Below are 25163 nucleotides of genomic sequence, written 5' to 3' on the forward strand. Positions count from 1 at the left end.
GCCGCCGGGGCGGGGCGGGGCTTCGCCGCTCGTCCGCACCGCGCCGGCCGGCCGCGCGCTGCGCATCTGGCGGCCGCTGGTCGCCGACGCCCCCGACGAGGCCCCGAGGATCGCCGCCTCCGCGGATACCCGGTCGCTCCCGAACCGGTCGCGCGACCTTGCAGACGACGGAGGCCGTCGCGGCGGGGCTCGGTCCCTCCGCCACCGATCTCGCCGCCGTGCCGGTGCTCGACGGCTGGGGATGCGACCTCATCGCGACGATGGTTCTTAGCGGTCGGGTCTCCGGACACCCGAACTTCGCCGAGATCCACGGCGTGCGGACGAGCGAGGCGTTCCTGACGGACCGCCGAACGTGGGCCCGCACGCTTTCGCGGTGGCCCGTTTCGCGCCCGCCCGCCGGCGCCCCTCCGGCCGCCCTGCAGTAGCTCCCCCGGCCGCCGGCCCCAGACCTTCCGCCCCCCCATCGAGCCGACGTCGGTGCACGGCACCGACGGCAGGAGACGTGCGCATGCGCCTCTGGATCCTCTCCGACCTCCACCGCGGGTTCGCCGTCCTCCGGACGCCGCCGGTCGTCCCCGAGGCCGACGTCGCCGTGGTGGCGGGCGACGTCGGCGAGGGCGTCGGGGCCTCGCTCGCCTGGCTGGCCGAGTTCATCCGCCCGCACATGCGGGTGGTGTTCGTCGCCGGCAACCATGAGTTCTATGGCGAATGCCACCCTGACGGGCTGGCCCGCGGCCGGGCGGCGGCAGCCGGCCTCGGCATCGACTTCCTGGAGGACGAGGTCACGTGGGTCGGCGACGTCGCCTTCGCCGGATGCACCCTCTGGACCGACTACAGGCTCGATGGCGACGAGCGCGAGGCCGCGTCCATGGCCGATGCCCGACGGATGCTCGCCGACCACCGCCTGATCGATCGGGCGCGCAAGCCTGGGCGCGAGCCCTTTCTCCCCGGGGACGCCGCCGCGATCCACCGCGCGAGCCGCATCCGGCTGGAGGCGCTCGCCCACGAGCGGGCCTGGACAGGCGCGCGGGCGCGCGTCGTCGTCACCCATCATGCCCCCAGCGCCGCCTCGCTCGACCCGGCCTTCGCGGACAAGCCGCTCAATCCCGCGTTCGGCTCGCGCCTCGACGGCCTGATCACGCGGCTCGGGGCCGAGTTGTGGGTGCACGGGCACGTCCACGCGAGCCGCGACCATCGCGTCGGCCGCACGCGCATCGTCTGCAATCCCAGGGGCTACGGCTGCGAGAACCCGCGCTTCGATCCGGGGCTCGTCATCGACCCGACCGCCTGAACGGCACCCGGAACCCGAATCCGCCCCCCGATGGAGGATCACCATGGATGCCGTGTCCCCTGCGATCGCGCGGGCGATCGTCCTGCGTCAGCTGCCGCGCGCGCTGCGCGCCGCCCTGGATCCCGACGCCGCGAACGGCGCGCTGCCCGCGCAGCTCGCCGCCGACGCCGAGGCGGCGCTGCCGGGCCTCGGGCCCCTCGTCGCCGCCTGGATCCGCGACAACGTCGGGGATTGCGCGGGGCTGACATCCTGGCTCGGCGACGGCGTGTCCGAACGGCCGGCGGCGAACGACGACCCGGCGGGCGGCGGCCTGGCCGCCCTCGACCGGGCGGCCTCCGCCCGGGACGACGACACCCTTCGCGAGATCGCGGACGCCCTCGTCCTGCTCGGGGCCTACGGACGCCTCGCGCCGCTCGCCGGGCGCGCCTCCGCCGCGACATGGCCGTATCTCGACCGGATGCCGGAGGCCTGGGAATGGCTCCACCAGCTCGGGCTCGCATCGGCCGATGCTTCGCCGGGCGACGGATTCATGCGACCGCCCTGGCCCGATCTCGACGCGTTCGGGCTTCCCGCACCGCGACCCGATATCGAGGACGCCGCAGGGTGCGCGTGGCGCACGGCCATCGACGCCGCGTTCGCCGACCTGCGCCGCGACGCCCGCCTGCTCGCCGTCGGCCTTTCGGCCATCGCCGGCGGGTGCCCGTCGCGGGCCTGGCACCTGGATACGCTCGCCCAGGCCGCGATCGCCGTCGGGCGGTCGGTCGCCGAGCCCCTGACGCTCTCCGCCGCGCGGGACGCCCGCCGGTCGGCCGAAATCGAGGTCCGGTCCGAGATCGAGGACCTGCGCGCGATCGTGCGGCGGCTCGAGGCCCCGCAGCCCGGGTCCGAGCCGGAGCCCGAGGCGGCCCCGACCCCGCCCGGCCACGTCCTCGTGTGCCCGGCTCTCCCGGCGACGGGACCAGGCAAGGGCAAGGACCTCGCCCGAGGCTACGAGCACGCGATCGGGAAGCCGCTGCCGCTCGTCCCCACCCCGGACATGGCTGAGGCCCGCCGGGTCCTGACCGCCGAGTTCCCCTACGCGGCCGGCCCGGTCGACGCGGTCCTGGGAGCGTTCTCCATACGGCCGCACATCCACTCGGAGCCTCTGATCATCGTGGGTCCGCCCGGGGCCGGGAAGTCCCGTTTCGTGCGCCGGCTCGGCGATGCGCTCGGCGTCGGCGTGTACAGGGTCGATGGCTCCAACGACGCCGGCGGCGCCTTCGGCGGGACCGAGCGGCGGTGGTACTCGTCCGAGCCGTGCCGGCCGTTCATGGCGATCGCCCGCCACCGGCAGGCCAACCCGATCGTGATGGTGGACGAGGTCGACAAGGCGGCGACCCGCACGGACCATGGGAGGCTTTGGGATTCGATGCTCCAGGCACTCGATCCGGAGAACGCCGCCCGCTTCCCGGATCCCAGCCTGCAGGTCGAGCTCGACATCTCGTGGGCGAGCGTGATCTGCACGGCCAACCAGCCCGCCGTGCTGCCCGGCGCGTTGCTGGACCGCATGCGGATCGTCCGCTTTCCCGAGCCCGGGGCCGAGCACCTCGACGCGCTCCTGCCCGGCGTCATTGCCGGGATCGCGCGCGAGTCGGGGCTCGATCCGAGGTTCCACGGGCCCCTGGACGGCATCGAGCGGGCGGCCGTGCGCCTGCGGTGGCGCGGAGGCTCCGTGCGTCGGTTGCGCCGCGCCGTGGAGGCGATCCTGCGCGTCCGCGACCGGACCCTGGCCGGGAGGTCGCAATGAACCTTCGGCTTGACCTTCCCAGGCCCGGCATCCCGCACCCGTCGGGCGCGGGACGGCGGTGGCTCGCGCCGGGCCTGCTCGCCGATGTCCTCGCGTCCGCCCAAGCCCAATCGGACGACCGCCGGCGGGCGCGCCGCGCGTTCTGGGTCCTGTCCGACCTGCGGCTGGACCTGGATCCCCGCTACGCACTGCCGGATCCGCCGCCCGACTTCGATGCGGTCCTGGTGGCCGGCAACGTCGCGCCGGGGCTGTCGGCGTCCCTCCGCGGGCTCGACGCGGTCCTCGGGGGGCGCCAAGGCGACAAACCGGTCTTCGTCGTCCCTGGCTGCGTGGAGTATCGCTCCGACGTCCCGCTGGTCGAGGCGCTCGCGAGGGGCCGCGACCTCGCGGCCGAGCTCGGCTTCGTCCTGCTGTCGGACGACGCCGTCCGGTTCGGTCCGCCCCACGGCGACGGGACGGTCGTGATCGGTGCGACGCTCTGGACCGACTGGTCGCTCGGCGCCTCGCGCGAGGTCCCGAGCGCGCGGATCCTGGCCCGCACGGCCTGGGACGAGGCGCGGCTCGTTTTCCTGCGCCGGGAACGGCCGCTGACGCCGCTCGATTCGCTGGCGATGCATGCGCGTTCCCGGGCGTACATCGAGGATGCCCTGACGAGCGTGATCATCCGGTCGCTCGATCTCGGCGGGGGCCCCAACGCCTGCGTCGACTGCGCCCTGCCCGGCGACGTGGCGGTGGTCCTGACTTGCCATGCGCCGACGCCGCGCTCCCTGCCGGCCGATTGGGAGGGTTGGGACGCGGCCCCGTGGGTGGCGGCGTCCCGCGCCTCCGAGGCTTCCGCGTCCATGGAGGCATGGGGCGCGCCCCGGCTCTGGGTGCACGGCCACGTGCCCCGCGCGGCCGACCATGTCGTCGGCCGGACCCGCGTCGTCGCCAATCCCCGGGTCGGCGAGCGCGGCTACGACGCCTTCGACCCGACCCGCGTCGTCAACGTCTGAGCGGTCGACCACCGACCGCACCTTGCCGCCATCGCCACACCCTCGAAACCTCGACCTCGGAGATCGCATGCGAACGCCCCCGATCCGCCGCGACACGCGCCGCGAGCGCACGCATCCGACGCGCCGGACCCGCGCGTGTCCCCTCCCGCTCTGGCGAACCCGGGGTCCGTCCGCCATCACCGCCGCGGAGGTGAGGGTGCTCGCGGACGCGATCTCCGCGACGGCGATCCTGCACGAGCCGCGCTGGCCCGCCGCGCGGGCGGGCGATTCCGCCGCGGCCGCCGCCGTGGCGATCGACAGGATCCACCGGCAGGGGCCGGAGGGACCGCTCGCCGACCTGGTCATGGGTAACCTGGTCGTCCTCGCGCGCCGGGACGGCGACGCCACGGCGCGCGTGATCCTGGCGCACGCCCTGAGGTCCCTCGCCCGCCGATACCCCGGGCGAACCGACCTGCATCGGATCGCGGACGGGTGGGCCGGCCGCCATGGGGGCGCGTGTCGCCGCGTCGCTTCCGGGGGACGCCGGTGACGGCGCGCGCGGGCAGGACCCGCGGCGGACCGCGCGACGGGCGAGGCGGCGTCGGGACCGGCGGCGCGGCCAGGGAATTCCTTGCGGCGCTCGCGGCGGGGTCGGACATGGATCTCGGGGACGCCGTCGATGCCATCCTGGTCGGGCCGGCCGCGTTGCGCGCGGACATCGCCGGTGCGGCCGTCGCCCTCGGCTGCGCCGCCGACGCCATAGGCGGCCCCGACGCGCTCCCGCGCTCGGGTCCGGCGATCCTGGTCATCACGGTCCCGTCGGCGAATTGGGTCGGCCCGGTCGCGGAGGTCGCGCGAGCCAGCCTGCCCCGGTCCGGCTCCAAGGGGATCCGCGGGCGCGGCGGCAGGAACAGGGCGGAGGGGGCGGTCCTCGTCGTGGAGGGCGACGGCACCACCGCGACGCGCGCGCCCGGCCGAAGCGACGAGGAGTTGGCCGAGGCCCTGCACCTCGCCCGCATCGTGGTCGGGATCTCCCAGGACCCGGGCCGTCTGCTCCCTGCCAACCTCATGCGGGCGGCCGATCTGTCGATCAGCGTCGGACCGCTCGATGCCGCCGGCATCGGGACCGTCGTGGAAGCCGTGACCGGCGTCGCCCCGATCGCCCGCCTGCCGGATGGGCTCGCCGCGCAGTGCGACCCGGACGACCTTGCGCTCGCCGTCCATGCCGCACGTGGCGCCGACCCGTCCATCGCCCATCTGGCGGCGATCCTAGCGCGGAAGGCGAGTGCGGCTAGCGACGGGCCGCGCCTGGAGGATCTCCACGGCCTCGGTGCGGCGCGGGAGTGGGGCCTGGCGCTCGTCGACGACCTGCGCGCGTGGAGGGACGGCGGTCCAGGGGCCCCGCGCTGGTCCGACCTGGAGTCGTCCATCCTCCTGTCGGGCCCCCCCGGCGTCGGCAAGACGATCTTCGCCGCGGCCCTCGCCCGCAGCGCTGGCCTGCCGTTCCTGGCCGGGTCGCTCGGCCAGTGGCAGTCGGCGCGCGACGGCCACCTCGGCCACACGCTGGGCGCGATGCGGACGTTTTTCGAGCGGGCGCGCCGCTCGCCGTGCGTCGTCCTGATCGACGAGATGGACAGCTTCGGTGACAGGACTTTATTCCCAGAAAATCACAGGAATTACAGCGTTCAGATCGTGAACGCCCTGTTGGAGCATCTCGACGGCTCCGTTTCCCGCGAGGGCGTCGTCGTCGTCGGGGCGACCAACGACCCGGATCGGATCGACCCGGCGATCCGGCGTTCCGGCAGGCTGGACCGCCACGTCCGTATCGGGATCCCGGACGCGGGGGACATCGCGCGCATCCTGCGGCACCACCTCGGGGACGACCTACCGGATGCCAGCCTCGGGCCCCTGGCAGCGCGCCTCGTGGGCATGAGCGGGGCCGATGTCGCCGCGCTGGTGCGCCGGGCCCGGGGCATCGCGCGGCGAACGGGGCGTTCCCTGACCGTCGGCGACCTGGACGCCGCGGCGGACGAGGCGCGGCCGTCTCTGCCCGACCACGCGCGTGGCCGCGTCGCGGTCCACGAGGCGGGCCACGTGCTGGCGGCGGCGTCGGCCGGCCACGCCGGCCCGATGGCCGCGTCGATCGACGCCGACGGGGGCACGGCGTGGATCTCGTTCGGCGAACGGCTCGGTCTCGCAAACGAGGAGTCGCTCGACGGTTGCCTAACGATCATGCTCGCGGGTCGGGCGGCCGAGGAGGTCGTGCTCGGCGACGTCACCGCCGGTTCGGCGGAGGACCTCGCCGCGGCCACTCGGCTGGCCGTCCTGATGGAGACCCGGCTGGGGTTCTCGCGAGCCACTCCCCTCTTGGCGTTCGGAGGGGACGGCGCACCCGACCTCGCGCGCCTACCCTGGGCGGCGGGCGCGGTGCATCGCCGCCTGTCGATCGCCTACGAGGTCGCGCTGGACCTGATGCGTGTCCATCGCGTCGCCCTCGAACGGCTGTCCGAAGCGCTTCGAGGGAAGGGCCATCTCGGCGATGCGGAGATCCGCGGGTTGCTCGCAGCGCCGAGGAAACGGAAGGAGCGTGCCAAGCGCCCGCACCGACCGCTCAGCTACCCGGATCGTCCGGGCCCCGCGCGACGGGTGCCGTGACGCCCTGGCGCAGTCGCGACGCGCGGCGAACCCGCTGAAGGGCTCCGGGACCTGTGGACAAGGGGAGAAACGACCGCCGTCCGCCGCGTCGGGTTCCGGCTTCCGTTCCTGGCGCGCCCCGGCATTTCGGATCGTCCCGACGTCCGTCGGCAGCTGCCGGAAGGCGTATCCGGCCTGGCACGCATGACTTCTTCGGGGCGCCGGCGGAACGAGCGCTCAAACCCTCCGGCGCAAGATCCGGCCTTCCTATATTTTTCTCAAGGTCGACTCAAATTTATGCTATTCCGGCTGCAAGATCTGCTCTGTCTCCTCAATATAAACCATTGGACCACAATGGATTCTAGCTTACCCGATGATGAAACCGGGATCTTATCCGCGCAATTTTAACGAGTCGCTTTCGAATTGATGCCCCTTGCCGACACGGGGCATCGGCCCTTGCGCTGAAACGGGGTGCGGGTCGCCTTTCCCGAAGCTATTATTCGGTTATTCTAGTAATATAGAACATTGGGCGGGAGACCTACGGATGGACCGGATCGCTTTCTTTTCCGATGACGGCTCGGCGGCTGTCTGTGCCCGCATGGTCTCCGACGGCCTCGCCCGGTTGGAGACACCCGTGACGCTGGCCCTCCAGCCGCATCTCGCGCAGGAGGCGGCGGGGACCGGGTTGCCGCCCGGGATCTCGATCGTCGCATTCGCCGGGCGGTCGAACGGGTTCGACGTCGAGCAGGCGCTGCGCACGGCATCTCGCTCCGGGGGCACCGTCGCGGCGGCGCTGCCGCTGAGCCGGGTGGACGACAACGTCGTGAGAGGCCAGTTCGACGCCGTCATCACCGTCGGTGCTTCCCCGGCCGCGGCCGCCCGGGCCATGCGCGCGGCTCGCTACGACGCGGGTTCCGACGGATCCGCGCGTGCCGGATCGCACGGTAGGGTGCCCGCGTGGTTCCTCGCCTGCTCCGACCAAGCCATTCTCGCGACGAAGGCGCGGCTATCGGCCATCGACGGCCCGGCGTTGCCGCTCGCGACGCGTACGCTGCCCGCCGTCCTGCCGCGAGCGCTGGTCGCCGGCCGCGGATATCGCGATGGGCAGGTTCCGGACGGCGTCGCCGGCGGAACGGCCGTGCTCCTGGCGGCGCTGTCCCTGGCCGTCGCGGCCGATCCCTGGGTCAAGCGGCTCGACGCCGCCGGCTTGGCCAGCTTGATGTCAGCCCGGACGTTGCCGGCGGAACGGGCCCTGTCCGACAGGCTCGTGGGGCTGGCGAACGCCTACGAGAGCCTCCTCGGGACCGCGGGCGCCGACTGGAGTGGGGATGACCTCGCCGTCTCGCCGTCCCGCCCGCGCGACCGTCGCGCCCCGGCCGCACGGGCCGTTCCCGTCGACCGGACCTCCGCGGCCCTCCCCGCGCGTCGCGCGTATCGGGCCTGACGGCTTGCGCCGCAGGGGCCAGCCGGGCCCTGGCGCGAGCGTGCCGACGCTGCGCCCACGGACGACGATCACGATCCGACCGATCGCGGCATGCCCGGCCGCGACGGTCGACGGATGACGCGGGCGTAGGAAACCCCCATGAGCATCAATGGATCGGCGGCCGACAGGGCGTCCGCCGCGCCTCCAAGCGGGCCGGACGCGGATGCCGGTCGGGCCGGGCGGGACCGGCGTCGCCTCGGTGCGCCGGCGCGCGCCCGGCGATCGTCCCATCGGGCATCCCGGCGCCGCGCCGTGAGCAGGCTGGGGGCGCCGGAAGAGTCCCGCGAGGCTCGGGACGAACTCGCCCCGGCATTCGAGGACGGGCTCGACACGGCCTTCGACGAGGTTGGCGAACCGTACGACCACGTCGATGGCCTATCCCGGTGGATGCGCCTCGGCCGCGCGCTTCCGGGGCACCATGACGGCTGACCGGAGGTGGTGACCGGGTCAGGCGAGTTCCAGGCGGCCGGATCGCCGCGACTTCACCGAGGCACGCCCCCGCGCGGCGGGAATCGAGCAGCGTCCGGCATCGCGGCCGGGACGACGGGAGGACCCCCTATGCAGACGCGCTTCGCCTTCACGCAGGCAGCCCCGCCCCGGATGGGGACCGTTCGCGCAGCGACGCGCCGCACTCGGGCGGCGCCGGTCGCGGGCACCGGGACACCTCGATCCCCGCATGACGCCCTCCTCGTCCTCGACGTCGAAACGGTGCCGGACGCCGCCCTCGTTCCGGCCGATTGGCCGGCGGACCGCTTCCCCAAGAACGCCTGGCACCGCATCGTCGCGGTGTCGTTCGTCACCGCCGACATCCTGCACGGCCCGGACGGACGCGAGGGGTACGTCATGACGGCCTGCCGCAGCGGCGGCGGACCCGACTGGGACGAGGGCCGCCTCCTCGGCGCGTTCTGGAGGTTCTTCGAGACCGGACGCTACCGGGTGGTCACCTGGAACGGGCGCGCCTTCGACATGCCGACGATCCTGGCGCGCTCCATGATTCACGGCGTCGATGCCTCCGCCTGGTTCTGCCGCGGAAGCAAGTGGGAAGGCTACCGGCACCGCTTCGCCATCGACTGGCACACCGATCTCATGGATGCGATGTCCGAGCATGGCGCGGCCCACCGCATGACCCTGGCGGAGGCCGCGGCGACGATCGGCCTGCCGGGCAAGCTCGGCGAACATGGGTCGAACGTCGCGGCCCTGGTGGAGGCGGGCGAGCTCGATCGCGTGCGCGGCTACTGCGAGACGGACTGCCTCAACACCTTCGTCCTGTACCTGCGGTGGGCTCACCTCACCGGGCGCTCGGACGCCGCCTCGCATGACCATGCGATCCTGAGCCTGACGGGCCACCTCGCAAGCGCGCGCGCGGAGCGCCCCCATCTCGGCCGCTTCCTGGACGCTTGGCGCGAGGCCGCCCACCGGGGGATGACGCTGCAGGCCCCGCGGACATCCGGGACGCCCGACCGCTGAGGCATCGGCGGCGAGCTGTCCGCTCGCTCGATGCCGAGGCCATCGCAAGGCCGGTTCGGGTTCCCGTACCACGATCCATGCGCCTGCCTCGTACCGTCGAACGGCCGCGACGGCGAGCGCACGGGCTCGAGGCGGCCATCCGGAGGCGCGTGCACGGATCCGAAGGATGGAGCCTCCAGGCCTCCCTTCGACGCCCGCCCCCGACCACGTCGCGATAGCCGGCATGCAACGAAATCTTCGGGTTGCCGCGCCTTCCTATGGGGGCGGCAACCCGGGATCAACCACCGTACCGCGAAGGGAATGCCATGCCGCGCCAGGCCGATCCGAGGAAGGCGTATCTCGAACTGCACGGTGCCGGCTGGCGCGTGGTCGTGTTCGTTCCGGCGGCTGTCCGCAGGACGGTCGGCGCGACGAAGCTGGTGCACAACCTGGGAACGGACAGCCTGCGTGAGGCCAACGTCCTGAAGAGGCCGCACGTGGAGCGGTTCAAGCGGCGGATCGCCGATGCCCTCGCCAACGTCGGCAAGCCCTCGCAGGACGACCTGCAACTCGCCGTCGAGTACTCCCGGATCGCGAAGGATCTCGATCGGGACGGCACGGCGGAGGAGAAGGATGATTTCGAACGTGCCGTGTACGAGCGGCACGCCGAGATCCGGTGGAAGGATGCGCGCTGGGTCCCGGTCGTCGATCCCGACATGGGGCCGACCGAGGTCGAGGAAGCCCTGCCCGAGCAGACCGAGAAGGCGAGGCTCTTCTCCGCCGTTGCCTATGGGCGGGTCACGCCGATCGACCTGAGGCATGGCGAGTACCTCAAGACCCTCGACGTCAAGGACCGCACGCTGGCCGACGACGCGCGGGCCCTGCGGATGCTCAAGGACTGGTGCAAGCGCACCGAGACGCCGCCCACGCTCCAGGCGATCGACATCGGCGCGGCCCACGCGTTCGTGGACGACCTCGTCGCGAACTCGGGCCTCGACCGCGTGACGTGCAAGAAGTACGTCGGCCGGCTCGCAGGATACTGGCAATGGATGGCCCCGCGCCTGCCGGCGGCGGCCGAGCGGAACGTCTTCGCGGGGATCGTCATCCGCAAGCGGAAGGCCAAGGCCGAGACGAAGGAGCGTCCCTTCACCGACCGGGAGGTCGTGGCCCTTCTGCGCGGGCCGGCCAAGCCGCACATGCTGGACCTGATGCTGATCGGCGCGTTGACGGGCGCGCGCCTCGACGCGATCGTCGACCTCAAGGTTTCCGACACGGAGCTCGATTGTTTCCTGTTCAAGGCGCAGAAGCGCGAGACGCACGCCCGCTACGTGCCCATCCACCCCGCCCTTCGGGAAGTCGTCGCGAACCGACGTGCCGGCAAGGACGCCACCGCCGACCTCTTCCCGGAATGGCCCCCGATCAAGAAGGTCGGCTCCATGCGGGAGCGCAGCTTCAAGACGTCGAACCATTTCACCGCCTATCGCCGCGCCGTGGGCGTCGACGAGCAGGTGGCCGGAAAGAGGCGATCGCTCGTGAATTTCCACTCGTTCCGACGCTGGTTCATCTCCCGCATGGAACAGGCCGAGGTGCCCGAGGCCATGATCGCGGCGATCGTCGGCCATAAGCGGGGATCCATCACCCTCGACGTCTACAGCGAGGGCCCGAGGATGCAGGCGGCCAGACGGGCGATCGGGCGCATCGAACTCCCGCCCCTCGACGGCCGTCCGATCGAGGAAGATCCGGTTCTCAAGGTCCGGGGGTAGCGCGCCTCGTCCGGCCGACCGACCATCCCCGCGCGGACACGTCGGAAAGGGCCCCGGTCCCGTCCCGCGAGCGGGTTCCGATGGACCGCCTCGCGTCCCGGGTTCCGGCCGATCGTGGGCCGACGTTCCCGCGTCGAGGCGCGCCGCGACGATCGCCACGCCGCATCCCGCCCGTGCGGCCTGGACGGGAGGGATCCTCTTCCGGATGCGGCTCAGGCGTTGACGACGATCTGCCAGACCGCACCGGCCAAGGTTCGTTCCGGTCTAGCGTCCCCGGACACGTCCACCCCGACGAACTCCCGCTTGGTCTGCAGCACCAGTCCGACCGGTTCGCCGTCGGACGAGAACGCTTCCCAGGCGCGCCGGACGCCCGTCGGACGGCGTTCGTCGGCGTTTAGGACCGGGTGCTTGGCCCACCGTCGGATCGGATCGAGGATAACCCGCGTCTCCGTACCGTCGGTATCGCACGCGTCGTAGTGGTCCGGTGCGACCGCGAGGACCCAAACGGCTTCGTCGCGCGGCAGGTCTGGACCGGACGGGCTCGCCGTTCCCGCAGGCACGATGCATCTGGGCGGCTTGATGCCCCTGGGGCGTCCCGCCAGGGAGCGGAGGGTGACGGAGGTTGCCGCGGCGCCGCCCTCGGGCCATGGGCCTGCGCGCTCCGGCTCCGACCGCGGCGATCCCGGGGTACGGGGCGCGGGAACCGCGGCCGCCCCGCTCGACCCGGACGTGCGGGAGAGGGCTTCGACCAGCTCAGCGAACCCGACGCCATGGGTCCGTCCGATGGCTCGCAAGGCGTCCCCGCTGCGGACGCGAGCCTTGGCCAAATCGAGTGTCTCGAAGCGATCCGGCCAAGGAGGCCCATGATCCTCTCCACAAGCCATGTTCCATCTTCCCTTCTTCGCGGCCATTCGCGGGAACGAGCGATGCTGACGATCAGGGACATGAGAATCCAGGCGAGAGCGACGTCTTGATTAACGCCGACGGGGTGCCCGTGGACCCACCCCGCAGCCCGACCTTCATCCCGTGACCCGATCCATGAAGCGCCGCGGGACAGTAAAGGCCTCGTTCCCTGGCCGGAAGGGGCCTGCCTCGCGGCACACAGGCGATCCGGCCCCGGCGCCGCCGAGATCCGTGGGGTGGGCGCGGGATGCGGCCCACGATCGCCCGAGGTCGCATGGCGCGGGCCGGTGAATGGACGACGCAAGTCGCGCCCCGCGACGCGCTCGGCACGACGGCCGGCCTCGCTTGCGGAGGATGTTTCACCGTGGCGGTGCCGATCGTATGAATGTATGGGCGCGGGCGACCCATTGCGTCGCGTCGATGGTTGTCCCCGGGGGATCGCGCGAGCCGTATGATGCCCGAGGCAGGCCGGCGACCATCGGTCAGGCATGCGGGGCAAACCGTGAAGTTCAAGGAGTTTCCGTGACGGAAATCGATGACCCGGGTCGCTTCGCTGCCCTGCCCGACCAACAACGGCGGGCGATCGTCGATTGGCTGCGTGCTAACTATCTCGCCGCCTCGCCGCCCCAGGGCCTTTCGGCCTACGAGCTGAAACATGTCTTCGAGAGGAGCCTGGACGGCTTCTACACCGACAACGGTACCTTCAAGGGTGCGATGGCCGCCGCGGGCTTCACGCGCGCCTGCCCTCCCGGCGACCGGAACTGGACCTTCCATGTCGAGCGCCGCGACTCGCGGCCGCCGCCGAGCGAGGCCTCGTTCGTGGCGTGGCTGTTCGCCCAGGGCGAGCGTGCGGATCCGGTCGGGGACGTCGCCCGCGATGCCCTGGTCGATCGAAGCTTCCCGACCCAAGCGACGGACCCAGGAGAGGTCGAGGACTATCTGGTCCGCAAAGGCGCCACGGATGATTGGAGGCGATCTCTGGCCCGCGCGATCTCCGAATGGCGCCGGGCCTGAACCTTCATCGTCCGACCCCGCGTTGGCGCCACCGATGGGGGAGGCGAAGGCGCGGCGATAGCGGTGGCGCCCGGGTGTGGGCGCCACGGCCAGGACGGCCCAGTGCGCGCCCTGGCCCGTAGCCTCCGAAACGCGCGTGCGTTCCTGCCGGTGAACGCGTCGACCTCGATCACCACCGGTGCGGGGGCGGGTGAAGACCGATCGGCCGACGCGATCGCCCACGCTCACGATGAGCGGGCTTGCGCGGCCACCCGCAGGGTTGCGTGTGGCCCAGGCTCCGACAGATCCGGCGGATCGGACGCCCCCCTCGGCGAGCGCGCGGATGGCCGCGTCCGCCTCCCCTCAGGAAACCCCGTGCCGGATGCGCTGGTCGCGGCGAGCCTCGCCGGATCGAACGTGGCTGCGCCGACGATCTGCGAACCTGACGCATCGAGCTGCACACAGCGTCGAGGAAGCCATGGCTGGCATTCTCCATCAGATGCCATCGGTCGACGACCTGGATGGCCGGCGGCAGAGCGTGAGCGACGGCCTCACCATAGGCGCCACGATCGCGGGCGACGATCTGGATTGAGGCGTTCGCCTTCAGCCAGATCCGCGCGGTGGCCTGCTCACGGTCCGGCAGGCGCGCCACGATGCGACGGCGTTCGAGATCGCAGACGAGGGTGCCGTAGCGGCGGTTGCGTTGCCACGCGATGTCGTCGATACCGACAATGCCGAGTGGATCGGACCTTGTGGTCGCCCTGCGGCGAATGACGCGCGGGCCGGTAGGTGCGCCTGTGGTTCACCTCCCAGCCCTCGCGCCGCAACGGGATGTGCAGCCGACGGTAGCCGTAACGTACCCGTGCGGCAGCGTGCTCCCTTCAGCCGCATGCGCAGCGCCACCGGCGGGTCGGCACGCTTCCTGTAACGCTGGGACGAGCGGCCGAAGCCGGCGGTTTGGCAGGCCCGACGCTCGCCGACGTCATGGGCCACCTGCAGGTGACCGGCGACCTTCGACGCGGAATATATGTCCGGCCACATGGGCACCACCATGGGCGCAAACCTGTATCACACCGACGGCGACTTTGCGCTGAGGATCTCGGAGATTCTGTTTGGAGGAGAGCGAGCCGGCCGGGTCGGCGCCACCGTCGACGAAAGGCATCTGCAAGCCGCCGACTTCGAGATCATCGATGCCAGCAACGCCGCAACCGGCTTCGTCAAACACGCCCCCCATACAAACGCATCCAAGGTCGTCTGCGACATCCGCGAGCTGCTTCGGGGAAAGCCGCCGAACAGCCGCGGGCTCAGCGCCAGTCCAATCCACAAATTCTGGATCATAGACGCAGAATAGCTCTTTGTGCGCCACCTTGTCCGGTGCGGCCGGGGATCCCTCCTGCTCTCGCGCGAGGGGGCCATGATCCCCCCGGCGATGGGATCGGTCTACCGGGTCGGGCGACGGCTGGAGGGGCCGGCGCTGAACGGGGTGGCCCGCCCGCCGCCGGTACCGATCTGAACCGCGGTTCAATCCGTCGAAGGCGTCACGGGAGATCGTCCGGCCGCTCGCGCACCTGTGCCTGCGCCAGTTCGACCAGCTCGGCCATGCTCCTACGTAGTCCGACCTCGAAGGCGTCCGACAGCTTTCTGACCGACAAGCCGACAATGAGCCTCGGCGCACCCAATCGGGTCTCGTAGAACCTGCCTCCTTTTAGAGAAGGTGACCAAGCGAGACGAGTCCAACACCTCCCTGCAACAGCCGTGAACGCGCCCTGCTCCATCAGCCGACGCCACGTAAACAGCTGGTTGGCGTTCAGCCAATGGCGGCGGGCGACGAGCGAGACGGACTGGCTGGGCAGGTAGCTCTCCTCGACGAGGCGTACCTTCTCCTGCGTCGTCCAGGGCCGCCGAGGCTGGACGGAGGTGATCACCTCGACGCGTTCGGCGCGGGGCGGGTCGTCAGAACTCACCATACGATCGGTCATAGGCACACACGTCCACAAGCGTGAGCCCCTGTCCGGTCATTTCGGGGGCTACTTCGGATCCACGCTCAAGATCGTGGTCCTGGCAGATCCGAAAGAACGTCATCTGGTCCCGCTCAAAATTCTTTAAAATTGCCAATCCATAGGATGATAGAGCGGGGCCTTGCTGCTCTCATAGTATAATATTCTTGCTGTTCCAGGTGCCTTGCATTTCTGCGAACTGATCCCTTAAGCGAGGCCGTCTTCTTCCTATGCTAGGCCGCCATGACGCTCACCAGACGCAGCACTCTGAAGGCCGGCGCGCTGGTGGGGGCCGGAACCATCCTCGGACCGGTGATGAAAGGTCGGGCAGAGGGGCGAGCCACGCCTTTGCATCTGCGGGTCGGGCTGATCCCGATCCTCGCCGCCGCCCCGATCTATGTCGCCGAACGGGAAGGGTGGCTGAAAGAGGCCGACCTCGCCCTGAGCGTTACGACCTTCGAGTCGGGTCCCCACGCGATCCAGGCACTCGCTTCCGGAACGCTGGACGTCTACGTCGCCGGCGTGGCGCCCCTCATCGTTGCCCGGGCGCGCGGCCTCGACCTCAAGATCGTTGCCGCAACCGCCGTCGAGGAGAACGTGTTCGTGGCCGGCCCTCGGCTCGCCCGCCTGGCCGAACCCGGCCTCCCAACCGCGGAAGTCTTCCGGCGCTTCCGGACAGCGGGCGGTGCGCCGGCGCGTCTGGCCACGCAGCCCCTGGGCTCGGTGCCGAACACGACCTTGCAGCATTGGCTCTGGGAGGTGGTCAAGGCAGATCCCAAAGACGTGGCGATCGTGTCGATGGGGATCGATGCGACCCAGCAGGCTATCCTCGCCGGCGCGGTCGAGGGTGGGACCTTGCGCGAGCCGGCGGTGGCGATCGTCACCGGGCGTAACCCCGAGATCCGCCTGATGGCTCTCGGCGGCGCGATGTTCCCCAACCAGCCTGGCACCGTCGTCGCCTTCACGCAGGCGTTCCTCGCTCGGGAGCCCGAGGCCGCGCAGGCGCTCGTCACCGGGATCGTGCGGGCCGTGGACCTGATCGGTCGCGATCCCGAGCGCGCCGCGCCGATCGTCGAGGGCGCTCTCGGAAGGGGGCTCGTCGACCGCGCGACCATCCTTCGCGCACTCGCCTCGCCCGCGACCCGCTTCGCCGCCGATCCGCGCTCCATCGTCGAGGCGACGGGGGCCATGCAGCGCTACCAAGTGAAGATCGGCGCCCTCGACCGCGACGTGCCCCTCGACGGCCTGTTCGAGCCGCGCCTCTACGAGCGCGCGGTGGCGAGCCGGTGAGGTCCGGTCCCGCCGCGGCCCTGCTGCCGCTCGCCGGGCTCGTCGCCTTCTTCGCGCTCTGGGAGGCGTTGCCGCTGACGGGCCTCGTCAATCCGGCTTTCCTGCCCCCGCCCTCGGCCCTGCCGACCGCCTTCCTGCGGGAACTGCGCTCCGGCCAGTGGCTCGCCGCCGTGAGCGGAAGCCTCGGCCACTACGTGCTCGGCCTCGGCCTCGGCGTCGCCTTAGGGATTGCGGCCGGCACCCTGACCGGTCTGTTCCGGACGGCCGAGGGGTTGAGCGCCTGGGTGGTTCGGGTGCTGCGCCCCGTGCCTGGCCTCGCATGGGTGCCCTTCGCCATCATCTGGTTCGGGGTGAGCCCAGCGGCCGCCGTGTTCATCATCTCGGTCGGCGTGTTCTGGATCGTCTACTTCGCGAGCCACGGGGCGATTCGCGGGGTCGACCGCGACCTCCTCGAACTGGCCGAGGCCTTCGGCTTCCGCTCGGCTCCGGAGCGCCTGATCAAAGTGGTCTGGCCAGCCGCGACACCGGGGATCCTGGTCGGCGTGCGCACCGCCCTCGGCCAAGCCTGGATGGCGGTCGTGGCGGCCGAGATCTTCGGCGTGTCAGGGCTCGGCCAGCGGATGATGCAGGCCTCGACCTTGCTCGCGACCGACATCGTCGTCGTCTACATGCTCACCATGGCGCTCCTCTACGGTCTGATCGACGCCGCCTTCACCAACCTCCAGGGACGGTTGCTGCAATGGCGGGCCTGATCGGCATCCGGGGCCTCGCGCTCACCTTCGCGCGCGACGGCATCCAGACCCGGGTGCTGGAGGATCTCGACCTCGACATCGCGTCGGGCGAGTTCCTGGCGATCGTCGGCGCTTCAGGCGTAGGAAAGTCGACGCTCCTGCGTGTCATCGCCGGCCTCGTGCGCCCGAGTACGGGCACGGTGGCGGTGAGCGCGCCGTCGCCGGGGCGCCGGTCCGTGGCGCTCGTCTTCCAGGACGCACGCCTGCTCCCCTGGCGCCGCATCCTCGACAACGTCGCCTTTGGTCTGGAGAAGCTCAAGATCCCGCGAGCGCAGCAGCAGCGGCGGGCGGCGGCCGCACTCGCGCGGGTCGGCCTCGCCAACCTCGCTAAGCGATGGCCGTTCCAGCTCTCCGGCGGCCAGCGTCAGCGGGTGGCACTGGCTCGGGCGCTGGCGGTCGAGCCGCACGTGCTCCTCATGGACGAGCCGTTCTCGGCACTCGACGCCTTGACCCGAGAGGGCCTGCAGGACGAACTCATCCGCCTGTGCCGCGCCAGCGGTCAAACCGTGCTGTTCGTGACCCACGACATCGAGGAGGCGGTCTACCTCGCCGACCGCGTCGTGGTGCTGGCCGGAGCGCCGGGCCGGATCCGAGCCACGCACGCCATCACACTCCGCCACCCGCGCGACCGTATGGCGCCGGCCCTCCAGGAGACCGCCCGGCGGATCCGCCAGGATTTGAGCATTCCGGAGCACGCCGCGGCCTGATGCCAGTTCGCTTCGTACCGGATGCTCCACCGAACGACGCCCGCCATCCATTGAGCGTCGCCGTGAAGCCGACCCAGATCACCGACACGTTATTCGCAGCTGGCCGGACGAGACTGTCCGGAATCGCGGCACCCGCCGAGAGCGGAGCGGTGATGCGGGCGGTTTCGGCAAGGAGATATCCATGACGGTGACCCTGGCGCAGCCGCCCCTGCGCGCCACGAGCCGCAGCACGGCGGAGGCCGAGGTCTGGGCGGAGCTGCGCGCCGAGGCCGAGGCGGCCCTGATCGAGGAGCCGCTCTATGCCGGGATCATCCAGGCGACGATCCTCGACCAGCGCTCGCTGGCCCAGGCCCTCGCCTACCGCCTCGCCCACCGGCTCGGGGACGGCGACCTCGCCCGCCTGTCGATGCGCGACCTGTGCCTCTCGGCCTTCGAGGCGGACCCGCAGGCCGGCGCCCACGCGGTGCGCGACCTCGTGGCGATCCGCGAGCGCGACCCGACCTGCCGCCGCTACCTCGACCCGTTCCTGTTCTACAAGGGGCTGGCGGCGCTGGAGGCCTACCGGGTCGGCCACTGGCTCTGGCACCAGGGCCGGGCGACCCTGGCGCTGCACGTCCAGAGCCGGATCTCCGAGGTGTTCGGCTGCGACATCCACCCGGCGGCCCGGATCGGCTCGGGGGTGTTCATCGACCACGCCACCGGCGTGGTGATCGGCGAGACCACGGTGATCGCCGACGACGTCTCGATCCTCCAGTCGGTGACGCTCGGCGGCAACGGCAAGGAGAGCGGTGACCGGCATCCCAAGATCGAGCGCGGGGTGCTGCTCAGCGTCGGCGCCAAGGTGCTGGGCAACATCCGCGTCGGGGCGGGCGCCAAGGTCGCCGCCGCCGCGGTGGTGCTGCAGGACGTGCCGCCCCACACGACCGTGGCGGGCGTGCCGGCCCGGGTCGTCTCGCGCCTGCCCGTCGGCGAGGAGCCGGCGCTCAGCATGGACCAGTCCTTCGGCTACGGCGACGGGATCTGAGACCCGCCGAAAAATTCTTCCCTTGAAACAAAGTCGTCCGGTCGCCGTCGCGTAGGCCGAATTGACAAAATTAAATTCTCTGATCTCGCCTTAGACAAGCATGATGTCCTATGCGTTGTGCATACTTGAGGATCGCCTTCCAAAAATGCTCGAAAAATAAGGAGATCATTTTGTTGACCAACCGCCGAATCGGACTTTATCCAGATCCTGCCGGAGCGGAAATGCATTGAGGCCGGCTGTGCGGCGGACAAAGATCGTCCGACCGCCGGGAGAGACCTGATTCATCTGGCGATGATGCGGCCTCGACAGGCTGTTGTCGTCATCAAGTCTTGATCGAGACGTTTTGTGCTCGTCCCGCACAGGCTGCGGGACGAAAAGCCGCCGCGCGGATCGATGCGGCGCGCCTGCAACCCTGACTGGAGTGAGGACGAACGATGAGCGGACCGGGTCTGAGCGTGAGCGCCACGGCGGCACGCAATCTTGCGACGGCGACCGTCACCTCGGTCCAGAACGCGGCCAACACGCCGCGCTGGCTCCTGCGGCTCCTGCCCTTCGTGGACGTGGCGGGCGGGGTCTACCGCGTCAACCGCCGTGCCGTCGTGCTGGCCAAGCCCGGCCGGATCGATCTCGCCGCCGAGGACAAGAGCCGGGTGGTCCGCCCGTCCTCCCTGCGCGCCGTGCCGCTGTTCAGCCGGCTGGGCGATGCCGAGCTCGCCACCCTCGCCGGCAAGTTCACGGAGAGCCGGCATCAGGCCGGCGAGGTGATCCACGAGGAGGGTTCCGCGGGCCGCAGCCTCACGGTCGTGGCCGACGGCACGGTCGAGCTGACCCTGTCGGGCCCCTACAAGGGCCGCCTGCGCCAGGGCCTGGCCACGAAGGGCGACTATTTCGGCGATGCCGGTCTGGCCGGTGAGAGCGCGCCCGCCCCGGCCGTGAAGGCCCTGTCGGCCGTGACCCTCCTGACCCTCGACGCCGCCGCGGTGGAGAGCGAGGAGATCCGCGCCAAGATCGCGCAGTACCGCGAGGAGCGCGACCGCCTCAAAGGCCACACCAATTCCTACGGCGAGCAGGGGATCGAGCTGCTGGCTGTCCATACCGGCGAGCCGCGCCTGCCCACGACCTTCGTCGATTACGAGGTCGATCCGCGCGAGTACCACCTCTCGACCATCCAGACGATCCTCAACACCCACACGCGGGTGACCGATCTCTATTCCAACGAGATCGACCAGCTCCGCGAGCAGATCCGCCTCACGGTCGACGCCGTGAAGGAGCGCGAGGAATGGGAGCTGCTGAACAATTCGCAGTTCGGCCTGCTCCACGAGGTCGGCCCGCGCCAGCGCATCCCCACCCGCGGCGGCCCGCCCACCCCGGACGATCTCGACGAGCTGCTGACCCTGGTCTGGAAGAAGCCCGCCTTCTTCGTGGCCCATCCCCGCGCCATCGCGGCCTTCGGCCGGGAGGCGACCCGCCGCGGCGTGCCGCCGGTCGTCGTCCACCTGTTCGGCGCCCCGTTCATCACCTGGCGCGGCGTTCCGCTGGTGCCGAGCGACAAGCTGCCGATCGACCTCGACCCGGTGACCGGGGCCGAGACCACCTCGATCCTGCTGCTGCGCGTCGGCGAGGGCGAGCAGGGCGTGGTCGGCCTGCAGAAGTCGGGCGTGACCGGCGAGATCGAGCCCGGCCTGTCGGTGCGCTACATGGGCACCAACGACCACTCGATCGCCTCGCACCTCGTGACCCGCTACTTCTCGGCCGCCGTGCTGGTCGAGGACGCGATCGCCCGCCTCGATAACGTGCTGCTGGGCAACTACCATGACTACGCCTGAGGCACGCGCCCTCGGGCTGCCCGGGGCGAGCCCGGGCGAGCTGGCCCACGCGGATCTCGTCGGGCGCCTCGCCCGGGAGATCTACGGGCAGGGGCAGGCCGCGAGCCAGCCCTCCGCCCCCGCGATCCCGGCCGGCCCCCAGGCGCCTCAGGCGCTGGACGGCCTGCCGCAGGGCTTCGGCGGCGCCCCGCTGCCGGGCGCCTCGGCGGGAACCCCCTCGGCTCCGGCCGGGGGGCTTCCCGCGGGCTTCCAGCCCGAGGTCTCAGGCCTCGGCGCGCGCTCCTTCGGGGCGCCGCCGATCGGCCTGCCGGGCCTCTCCGGCCCGACCGTGCCGAACCTCGCACCCGCAACCCCGGCCTTCGCCGATGTTGGGGCGATCCCGCCGGTCCACCCGGCGAGCCCGCGCCCCGTCCTGCCGGACTTCTCCTTCGCGGGCGCCCCGGCGCTGGCGGCCGCCCTGCCCGGCGGTCCGGAGCTGCACCGGCAGATCGCCGCGGACCATCCCCGCGCCAACGCCTTCGCGCACGCGCTCGCCCCGCACCTCGTGCCGGCCGACCCGTCGAAGGCCGGCCGCGACGAGGCGCAGGAGCGCTTCGCGCGGACCGGCCGGCTGTCCCGGGCACCCGAGGCGCCGCCTTCCGACTACTACTTCCTGAACCTCGGCCCCGGGCCGGCCCGCAGGGCGCCGGCGAGCCCCCGGGTGGAGCCGGCCCGCTACCCGGGCCCGGCGCCGCGCCTGGCGGCACAGGGATCGAGCCCGGTGGCGGCGCCCTTCGACGTGGAGCATGTCCGCCGCGATTTCCCGGCCCTGCACCAGAGCGTCAACGGCCACCCGCTGGTCTGGCTCGACAACGCCGCCACCACCCACAAGCCGCAGGCGGTGATCGACGCGACCTCGGAGTTCTACGGGCGGCACAACTCGAACATCCACCGGGCCGCCCACACCCTGGCGGCGCGCTCCACCGACCTGTTCGAGGGCGGCCGCGAGGCGGTGCGCCGCTTCCTCAACGCCCCGTCGAAGGACGACATCGTCTTCCTGCGCGGCACCACGGAGGCGATCAACCTCGTGGCGAATTCCTACGGCCGGGCCAATGTCGGCCCGGGCGACGAGATCATCGTCTCGACCATCGAGCACCACGCCAACATCGTGCCCTGGCAGCTGCTGGCGCAGCAGACCGGGGCGACGCTCCGGGTGATCCCGGTCAACGACCGGGGCGAGATCATCTTCGAGCAGTACGCGGCGCTGCTGTCGGGCCGTACGAAGATCGTCTCGGTGACGCAGGTGGCCAACGCGCTCGGCACCGTGAACCCGGTGCGGGAGATCATCCAGCTCGCCCACGCCTACGGGGTGCCGGTGCTGGTCGACGCGGCGCAATCCTCGCCGCACATGCCGCTGGACGTGCAGTCCCTCGACGCCGACTTCCTGGTCTTCTCCGGCCACAAGGTGTTCGGCCCGACGGGCATCGGCGCGCTCTACGGCAAGACCCACCTGCTGGAGGCGATGCCGCCCTGGCAGGGCGGCGGCCACATGATCGAGGACGTCACCTTCGCGAAGACCGTCTACAAGGGCGCGCCCGAGAAGTTCGAGGCGGGCACGCCCGACATCGCCGGGGCGGTCGGGCTCGGGGCGGCGCTCGACTACCTCGCGGGCATCGGCATGCAGGCGATCGCCGCCTACGAGCACGACCTCCTGGACTACGCGCAGGGCGGGCTCGCCGACGTGAAGGGCCTGCGCCTGATCGGCACCGCCCGGGAGAAGGCCAGCGTGATGTCCTTCGTGATCGAGGGGCAGACGAACGAGGCGGTCGCCCACCACCTCGATGCCCACGGCATCGCGGTGCGCTCGGGCCACCACTGCGCCCTGCCGGCCCTGCGCCGGTTCGGGGTCGACCAGTCGGTCCGGGCCTCGCTCGCCTTCTACAACACCCGCGCGGATGTCGACGCCTTCCTGAGGGCACTGCACACCCTGCCGCGACATTGAGCCGAGGGCGCCGGCCGCGAGCCGGCGCCCGCCAGCCGCACCGGCGGAAGGACGGGCTTAAAGGCCGCACGCGCAGACGTTTCGGTCAGGTCCGCGGAGGCGTCCAGACGGCGTCGCGGATCTGAATGGCGCGGGGGATGAGCCCAAGGCGGTGGAAGCGGTCCGCCGTTGCCTGCTGGCTCGACAGAATCGCGTCGGAGAGCGGACGGACCGCGAACTGCGTGCGGTCGGCCGCGACCTTCTGGATTGGGTAGGGGATACCGGTTACGGAAGCTAGCGCTTGCGCCACCTCATCGCGATGTTTGTCGGCCCAGGCCGCCGACTCGGCCAAGGCCGACAGGGTGCTCGCGATGACGCCTGGATGCCTGTCCGCGAAGGTTCTGTTGGCAAGGAAGTAGGCCGAAACGTCAAGGGTACCGCCGGAGGTGGCGAGGATGCGCGTTCTGTTTCGCGCCTGCGCTACGGCAAAGTATGGATCCCAGATCGCCCAGGCGTCGACGCTGTCGTTGGCGAAGGCCGAGCCGGCATCGGCTGGCGTCAGGTAGGCGGGCGTAATGTCCGAGAAGCCGAGGCCGGCCTTCTCCAGCGCGGCGACGAGAAGGTTGTGCGCGCTCGTACCCCTCCCGACTGCGACATTGCGGCCCTTCAGATCGGCCACCGAATGGATCGGCGAATCCTCTTTGACCAGGATCGCCTCGCCGTCGCCGGACGGCGCGGCGGCGCTGACATAGACGAGGTTTCCGCCCGCCGCCTGCGAGAAGATCGGCGGGGCGTCGCCGGTATAGCCGAAGTCGATGCTGCCCGCGTTGAGCGCTTCGAGCAGCGGCGGCCCGGCCTGGAACTCGACCCACTGGACCTTGGTGCCCTCCGCCGCCAAACGCTTCTCGATCGCTCCCTGTTGGCGCGCAACGACGATGAGGCCGATCTTCTGGTAGCCGATCCGGAACTCCTTCGGCGGAGCCTCCGCCGCGGTCGCACCGGTAACGGCGGCGAGCGCGCTCCCGAGGGCGAGAAGCAAGGCCGGGATATGGCGTCTGGTCATGGTCATGCAACGAACTCCTTCCAGGGCGTCCCGACGCGCGTCTTGGTCAGCGGTGGCGGGAAACGACCGCTCGTGCCCGTCAGCCACGAACGCTCCGAAACGTGTCGACGAAGCTTGGGTTGGTCGGGATAACCAAGCTGAAACGCACCTCTGAGCCGACCCGCCATTTCATCCCCCTGCCGAAACGCTAAGAGACGACGTAGCCGCTGACGATCCGCAGGCCGACGTCCCGACCGGCCGTCAGGCGTACGTCGTCGGGCGCCTCGATGACGACCGTCTGTTCTCCGGGCCGGTCGATCTCGATGCGTTGTCGGCCTTGGGTACGGTAGGAGGATCTCACCGTACCGTGCAGGTGAGCGGATTCGGGGTCGGCAAACTGCAATTGCCAGGGCCGCGCGTACAGCTTGACCGGCCCGGCAGCTCCCGCGGGCGCCCGTATCGGCGTGTCGCGGTCGTTCACGAGCAAGCGACCGCCGACTGCGATCGCCTCGACCTCGATCGTATCACCCAGGAACTTCAGCACCGTCGCGGAGGCGGGACGTTCCTGTACCTCGTCCGGCGTGCCGACCTGCTCCAGGCGCCCCCTGCCCAGCACGGCGACGCGGTCGGAGAGTTCCAGAGCCTCGTCCTGGTCGTGCGTCACGAAGATCGTGGTCTGCCCGGTGCGTTCATGGATCTCGCGCAGCCAACGGCGCAGTTCCTTGCGAACTTGCGCGTCGAGGGCGCCGAAGGGTTCGTCGAGCAGCAGCACCTGGGGTTCGACGGCGAGGGCGCGGGCGAGCGCGATGCGCTGGCGCTGACCGCCGGAGAGCTGCGAGGGGTAGCGGTCGGCGAAGCCCGACAGCTTGATCAGATCGAGGAGGTTGCCGACCCGCCGCTTGATCTCCGTGACGGGCGGCCGCTCGGACCGCTTCCGCGCGTTCAGGCCGTAGGCGATGTTGTCCGCGACGGTCATGTGCTTGAACAGGGCATAGTGCTGGAACACGAATCCGACGGCCCGTTGCTGCACCGGCAGGTGTGTCGCGTCGTCCTCGCCGAAGATGATGCGACCCGCATCCGGCTTGTCGAGACCGGCGATGATGCGCAGCAGCGTCGTCTTGCCCGAGCCCGAGGGCCCGAGCAGAGCCAACAGCTCACCCGCTCGGATGTCGAGCGTGAGGTCCTGCAGGACGGCGGCCGTATCGAAGGTCTTGGAGACGGCCTCGATCCGGATGGCGGCGGCCCTGCCGATC

21 protein-coding genes and 2 pseudogenes are annotated in these 25163 nt (G+C 71.1%); 17 read left to right on the forward strand and 6 right to left on the reverse strand.

Translation table 11 applies throughout. The annotated features are described in order from the left end of the window. Positions 1-158 precede the first annotated feature (158 nt). From MOTC310_RS32890 to MOTC310_RS23800, 9 genes are all read left to right on the forward strand, one after another. Positions 159-425 carry a DUF6634 family protein gene (locus MOTC310_RS32890; protein ID WP_419539948.1) on the forward strand — a complete coding sequence of 89 codons (267 nt, stop codon included), beginning with the start codon at positions 159-161 and terminating at the stop codon, positions 423-425. A gap of 83 nt (positions 426-508) precedes the next feature. Continuing rightward, a complete protein-coding gene (locus tag MOTC310_RS23765) occupies positions 509-1291 on the forward strand; it encodes a metallophosphoesterase (RefSeq protein ID WP_331303534.1) in 783 nt (260 codons plus the stop codon). Positions 1292-1334: 43 nt separating this feature from the next. Then, positions 1335-3077: an AAA family ATPase gene (locus MOTC310_RS23770; RefSeq protein WP_331303535.1), complete on the forward strand. Its 1743-nt coding sequence runs from the start codon at positions 1335-1337 to the stop codon at positions 3075-3077. Further along, a complete protein-coding gene (locus MOTC310_RS23775; RefSeq protein ID WP_331303536.1) occupies positions 3074-4072 on the forward strand; it encodes a metallophosphoesterase family protein in 999 nt (332 codons plus the stop codon). The genes MOTC310_RS23770 and MOTC310_RS23775 overlap by 4 nt, the downstream gene beginning before the upstream one ends. Positions 4073-4139: 67 nt before the next feature. Continuing rightward, complete coding sequence (locus tag MOTC310_RS23780; RefSeq protein WP_331303537.1) at positions 4140-4601, forward strand: hypothetical protein; 462 nt, start codon at positions 4140-4142, stop codon at positions 4599-4601. Positions 4602-4708: 107 nt separating this feature from the next. Next, positions 4709-6706: an AAA family ATPase gene (locus tag MOTC310_RS23785; RefSeq protein WP_331303538.1), complete on the forward strand. Its 1998-nt coding sequence runs from the start codon at positions 4709-4711 to the stop codon at positions 6704-6706. Between the two features lie 523 nt (positions 6707-7229). Next, on the forward strand, positions 7230-8129 hold the full coding sequence (locus MOTC310_RS23790) for a hypothetical protein (RefSeq protein ID WP_331303539.1): 900 nt from the start codon (positions 7230-7232) through the stop codon (positions 8127-8129). Between the two features lie 597 nt (positions 8130-8726). Beyond that, positions 8727-9635: a 3'-5' exonuclease gene (locus tag MOTC310_RS23795; RefSeq protein WP_331303540.1), complete on the forward strand. Its 909-nt coding sequence runs from the start codon at positions 8727-8729 to the stop codon at positions 9633-9635. Between the two features lie 305 nt (positions 9636-9940). After that, positions 9941-11377 carry a tyrosine-type recombinase/integrase gene (locus MOTC310_RS23800; RefSeq protein ID WP_331303541.1) on the forward strand — a complete coding sequence of 479 codons (1437 nt, stop codon included), beginning with the start codon at positions 9941-9943 and terminating at the stop codon, positions 11375-11377. Between the two features lie 212 nt (positions 11378-11589). On the opposite strand, the gene MOTC310_RS23805 is transcribed toward MOTC310_RS23800, so the two are convergent. Beyond that, complete coding sequence (locus MOTC310_RS23805) at positions 11590-11937, reverse strand: hypothetical protein (protein ID WP_331303542.1); 348 nt, start codon at positions 11935-11937, stop codon at positions 11590-11592. Between the two features lie 865 nt (positions 11938-12802). Between MOTC310_RS23805 and MOTC310_RS23810 the strand changes: the two genes are divergently transcribed. Continuing rightward, complete coding sequence (locus MOTC310_RS23810; RefSeq protein ID WP_331303543.1) at positions 12803-13294, forward strand: YozE family protein; 492 nt, start codon at positions 12803-12805, stop codon at positions 13292-13294. A 259-nt stretch (positions 13295-13553) separates the two neighbouring features. On the opposite strand, the pseudogene MOTC310_RS23815 reads toward MOTC310_RS23810, so the two are convergent. Further along, positions 13554-14051 (reverse strand): annotated as a pseudogene (locus MOTC310_RS23815) (transposase); the annotation flags it as partial. Then, a pseudogene (locus MOTC310_RS23820) lies at positions 13966-14287 on the reverse strand (IS3 family transposase); the annotation flags it as partial. The pseudogenes MOTC310_RS23820 and MOTC310_RS23815, both read right to left, overlap by 86 nt. 25 nt (positions 14288-14312) lie before the next feature. Between MOTC310_RS23820 and MOTC310_RS23825 the strand changes: the two are divergent. Beyond that, positions 14313-14624, forward strand: coding sequence for an alpha/beta hydrolase (locus MOTC310_RS23825; protein ID WP_331303544.1), 312 nt, complete (start codon positions 14313-14315; stop codon positions 14622-14624). A gap of 187 nt (positions 14625-14811) precedes the next feature. Here the strand turns inward: MOTC310_RS23825 and MOTC310_RS23830 are convergent, their stop codons facing one another. After that, positions 14812-15252, reverse strand: coding sequence for a transposase (locus tag MOTC310_RS23830; protein ID WP_331303545.1), 441 nt, complete (start codon positions 15250-15252; stop codon positions 14812-14814). Positions 15253-15513: 261 nt separating this feature from the next. On the opposite strand from MOTC310_RS23830, the gene MOTC310_RS23835 reads away from it, so the two are divergent. From MOTC310_RS23835 to MOTC310_RS23860, 6 genes are all read left to right on the forward strand, one after another. Further along, positions 15514-16560 (forward strand): ABC transporter substrate-binding protein, encoded by a 1047-nt coding sequence (locus MOTC310_RS23835; RefSeq protein ID WP_331303546.1) that lies wholly within the window; start codon positions 15514-15516, stop codon positions 16558-16560. Then, a complete protein-coding gene (locus MOTC310_RS23840) occupies positions 16557-17312 on the forward strand; it encodes an ABC transporter permease (protein ID WP_331303547.1) in 756 nt (251 codons plus the stop codon). Before MOTC310_RS23835 ends, MOTC310_RS23840 begins: the two co-directional genes overlap by 4 nt. Next, the gene (locus MOTC310_RS23845; protein ID WP_331303548.1) at positions 17300-18058 is read left to right on the forward strand and encodes an ABC transporter ATP-binding protein; all 759 of its coding nucleotides are present in this window, start codon (positions 17300-17302) and stop codon (positions 18056-18058) included. The genes MOTC310_RS23840 and MOTC310_RS23845 overlap by 13 nt, the downstream gene beginning before the upstream one ends. Before the next feature lie 181 nt (positions 18059-18239). Beyond that, positions 18240-19082 carry a serine O-acetyltransferase gene (cysE, locus tag MOTC310_RS23850; RefSeq protein ID WP_331303549.1) on the forward strand — a complete coding sequence of 281 codons (843 nt, stop codon included), beginning with the start codon at positions 18240-18242 and terminating at the stop codon, positions 19080-19082. A gap of 434 nt (positions 19083-19516) precedes the next feature. Beyond that, positions 19517-20908 carry a family 2B encapsulin nanocompartment shell protein gene (locus tag MOTC310_RS23855; protein ID WP_331303550.1) on the forward strand — a complete coding sequence of 464 codons (1392 nt, stop codon included), beginning with the start codon at positions 19517-19519 and terminating at the stop codon, positions 20906-20908. Next, positions 20895-22889 (forward strand): family 2A encapsulin nanocompartment cargo protein cysteine desulfurase, encoded by a 1995-nt coding sequence (locus tag MOTC310_RS23860; RefSeq protein ID WP_331303551.1) that lies wholly within the window; start codon positions 20895-20897, stop codon positions 22887-22889. Before MOTC310_RS23855 ends, MOTC310_RS23860 begins: the two co-directional genes overlap by 14 nt. An 85-nt stretch (positions 22890-22974) precedes the next feature. Here the strand turns inward: MOTC310_RS23860 and MOTC310_RS23865 are convergent, their stop codons facing one another. Together MOTC310_RS23865 and MOTC310_RS23870 are read right to left on the reverse strand one after the other, a co-directional pair. Beyond that, positions 22975-23937 carry a sulfonate ABC transporter substrate-binding protein gene (locus MOTC310_RS23865; protein WP_331303552.1) on the reverse strand — a complete coding sequence of 321 codons (963 nt, stop codon included), beginning with the start codon at positions 23935-23937 and terminating at the stop codon, positions 22975-22977. Positions 23938-24118: 181 nt separating this feature from the next. Further along, entirely contained in the window at positions 24119-25162 is a 1044-nt protein-coding gene (locus MOTC310_RS23870; RefSeq protein ID WP_331304098.1) for a sulfate/molybdate ABC transporter ATP-binding protein, read from the reverse strand. Between the last annotated feature and the right edge of the window lies 1 nt (position 25163).

It is taken from the genome of Methylobacterium oryzae (genome assembly GCF_036441375.1).
GTDB lineage: Bacteria > Pseudomonadota > Alphaproteobacteria > Rhizobiales > Beijerinckiaceae > Methylobacterium > Methylobacterium oryzae_A.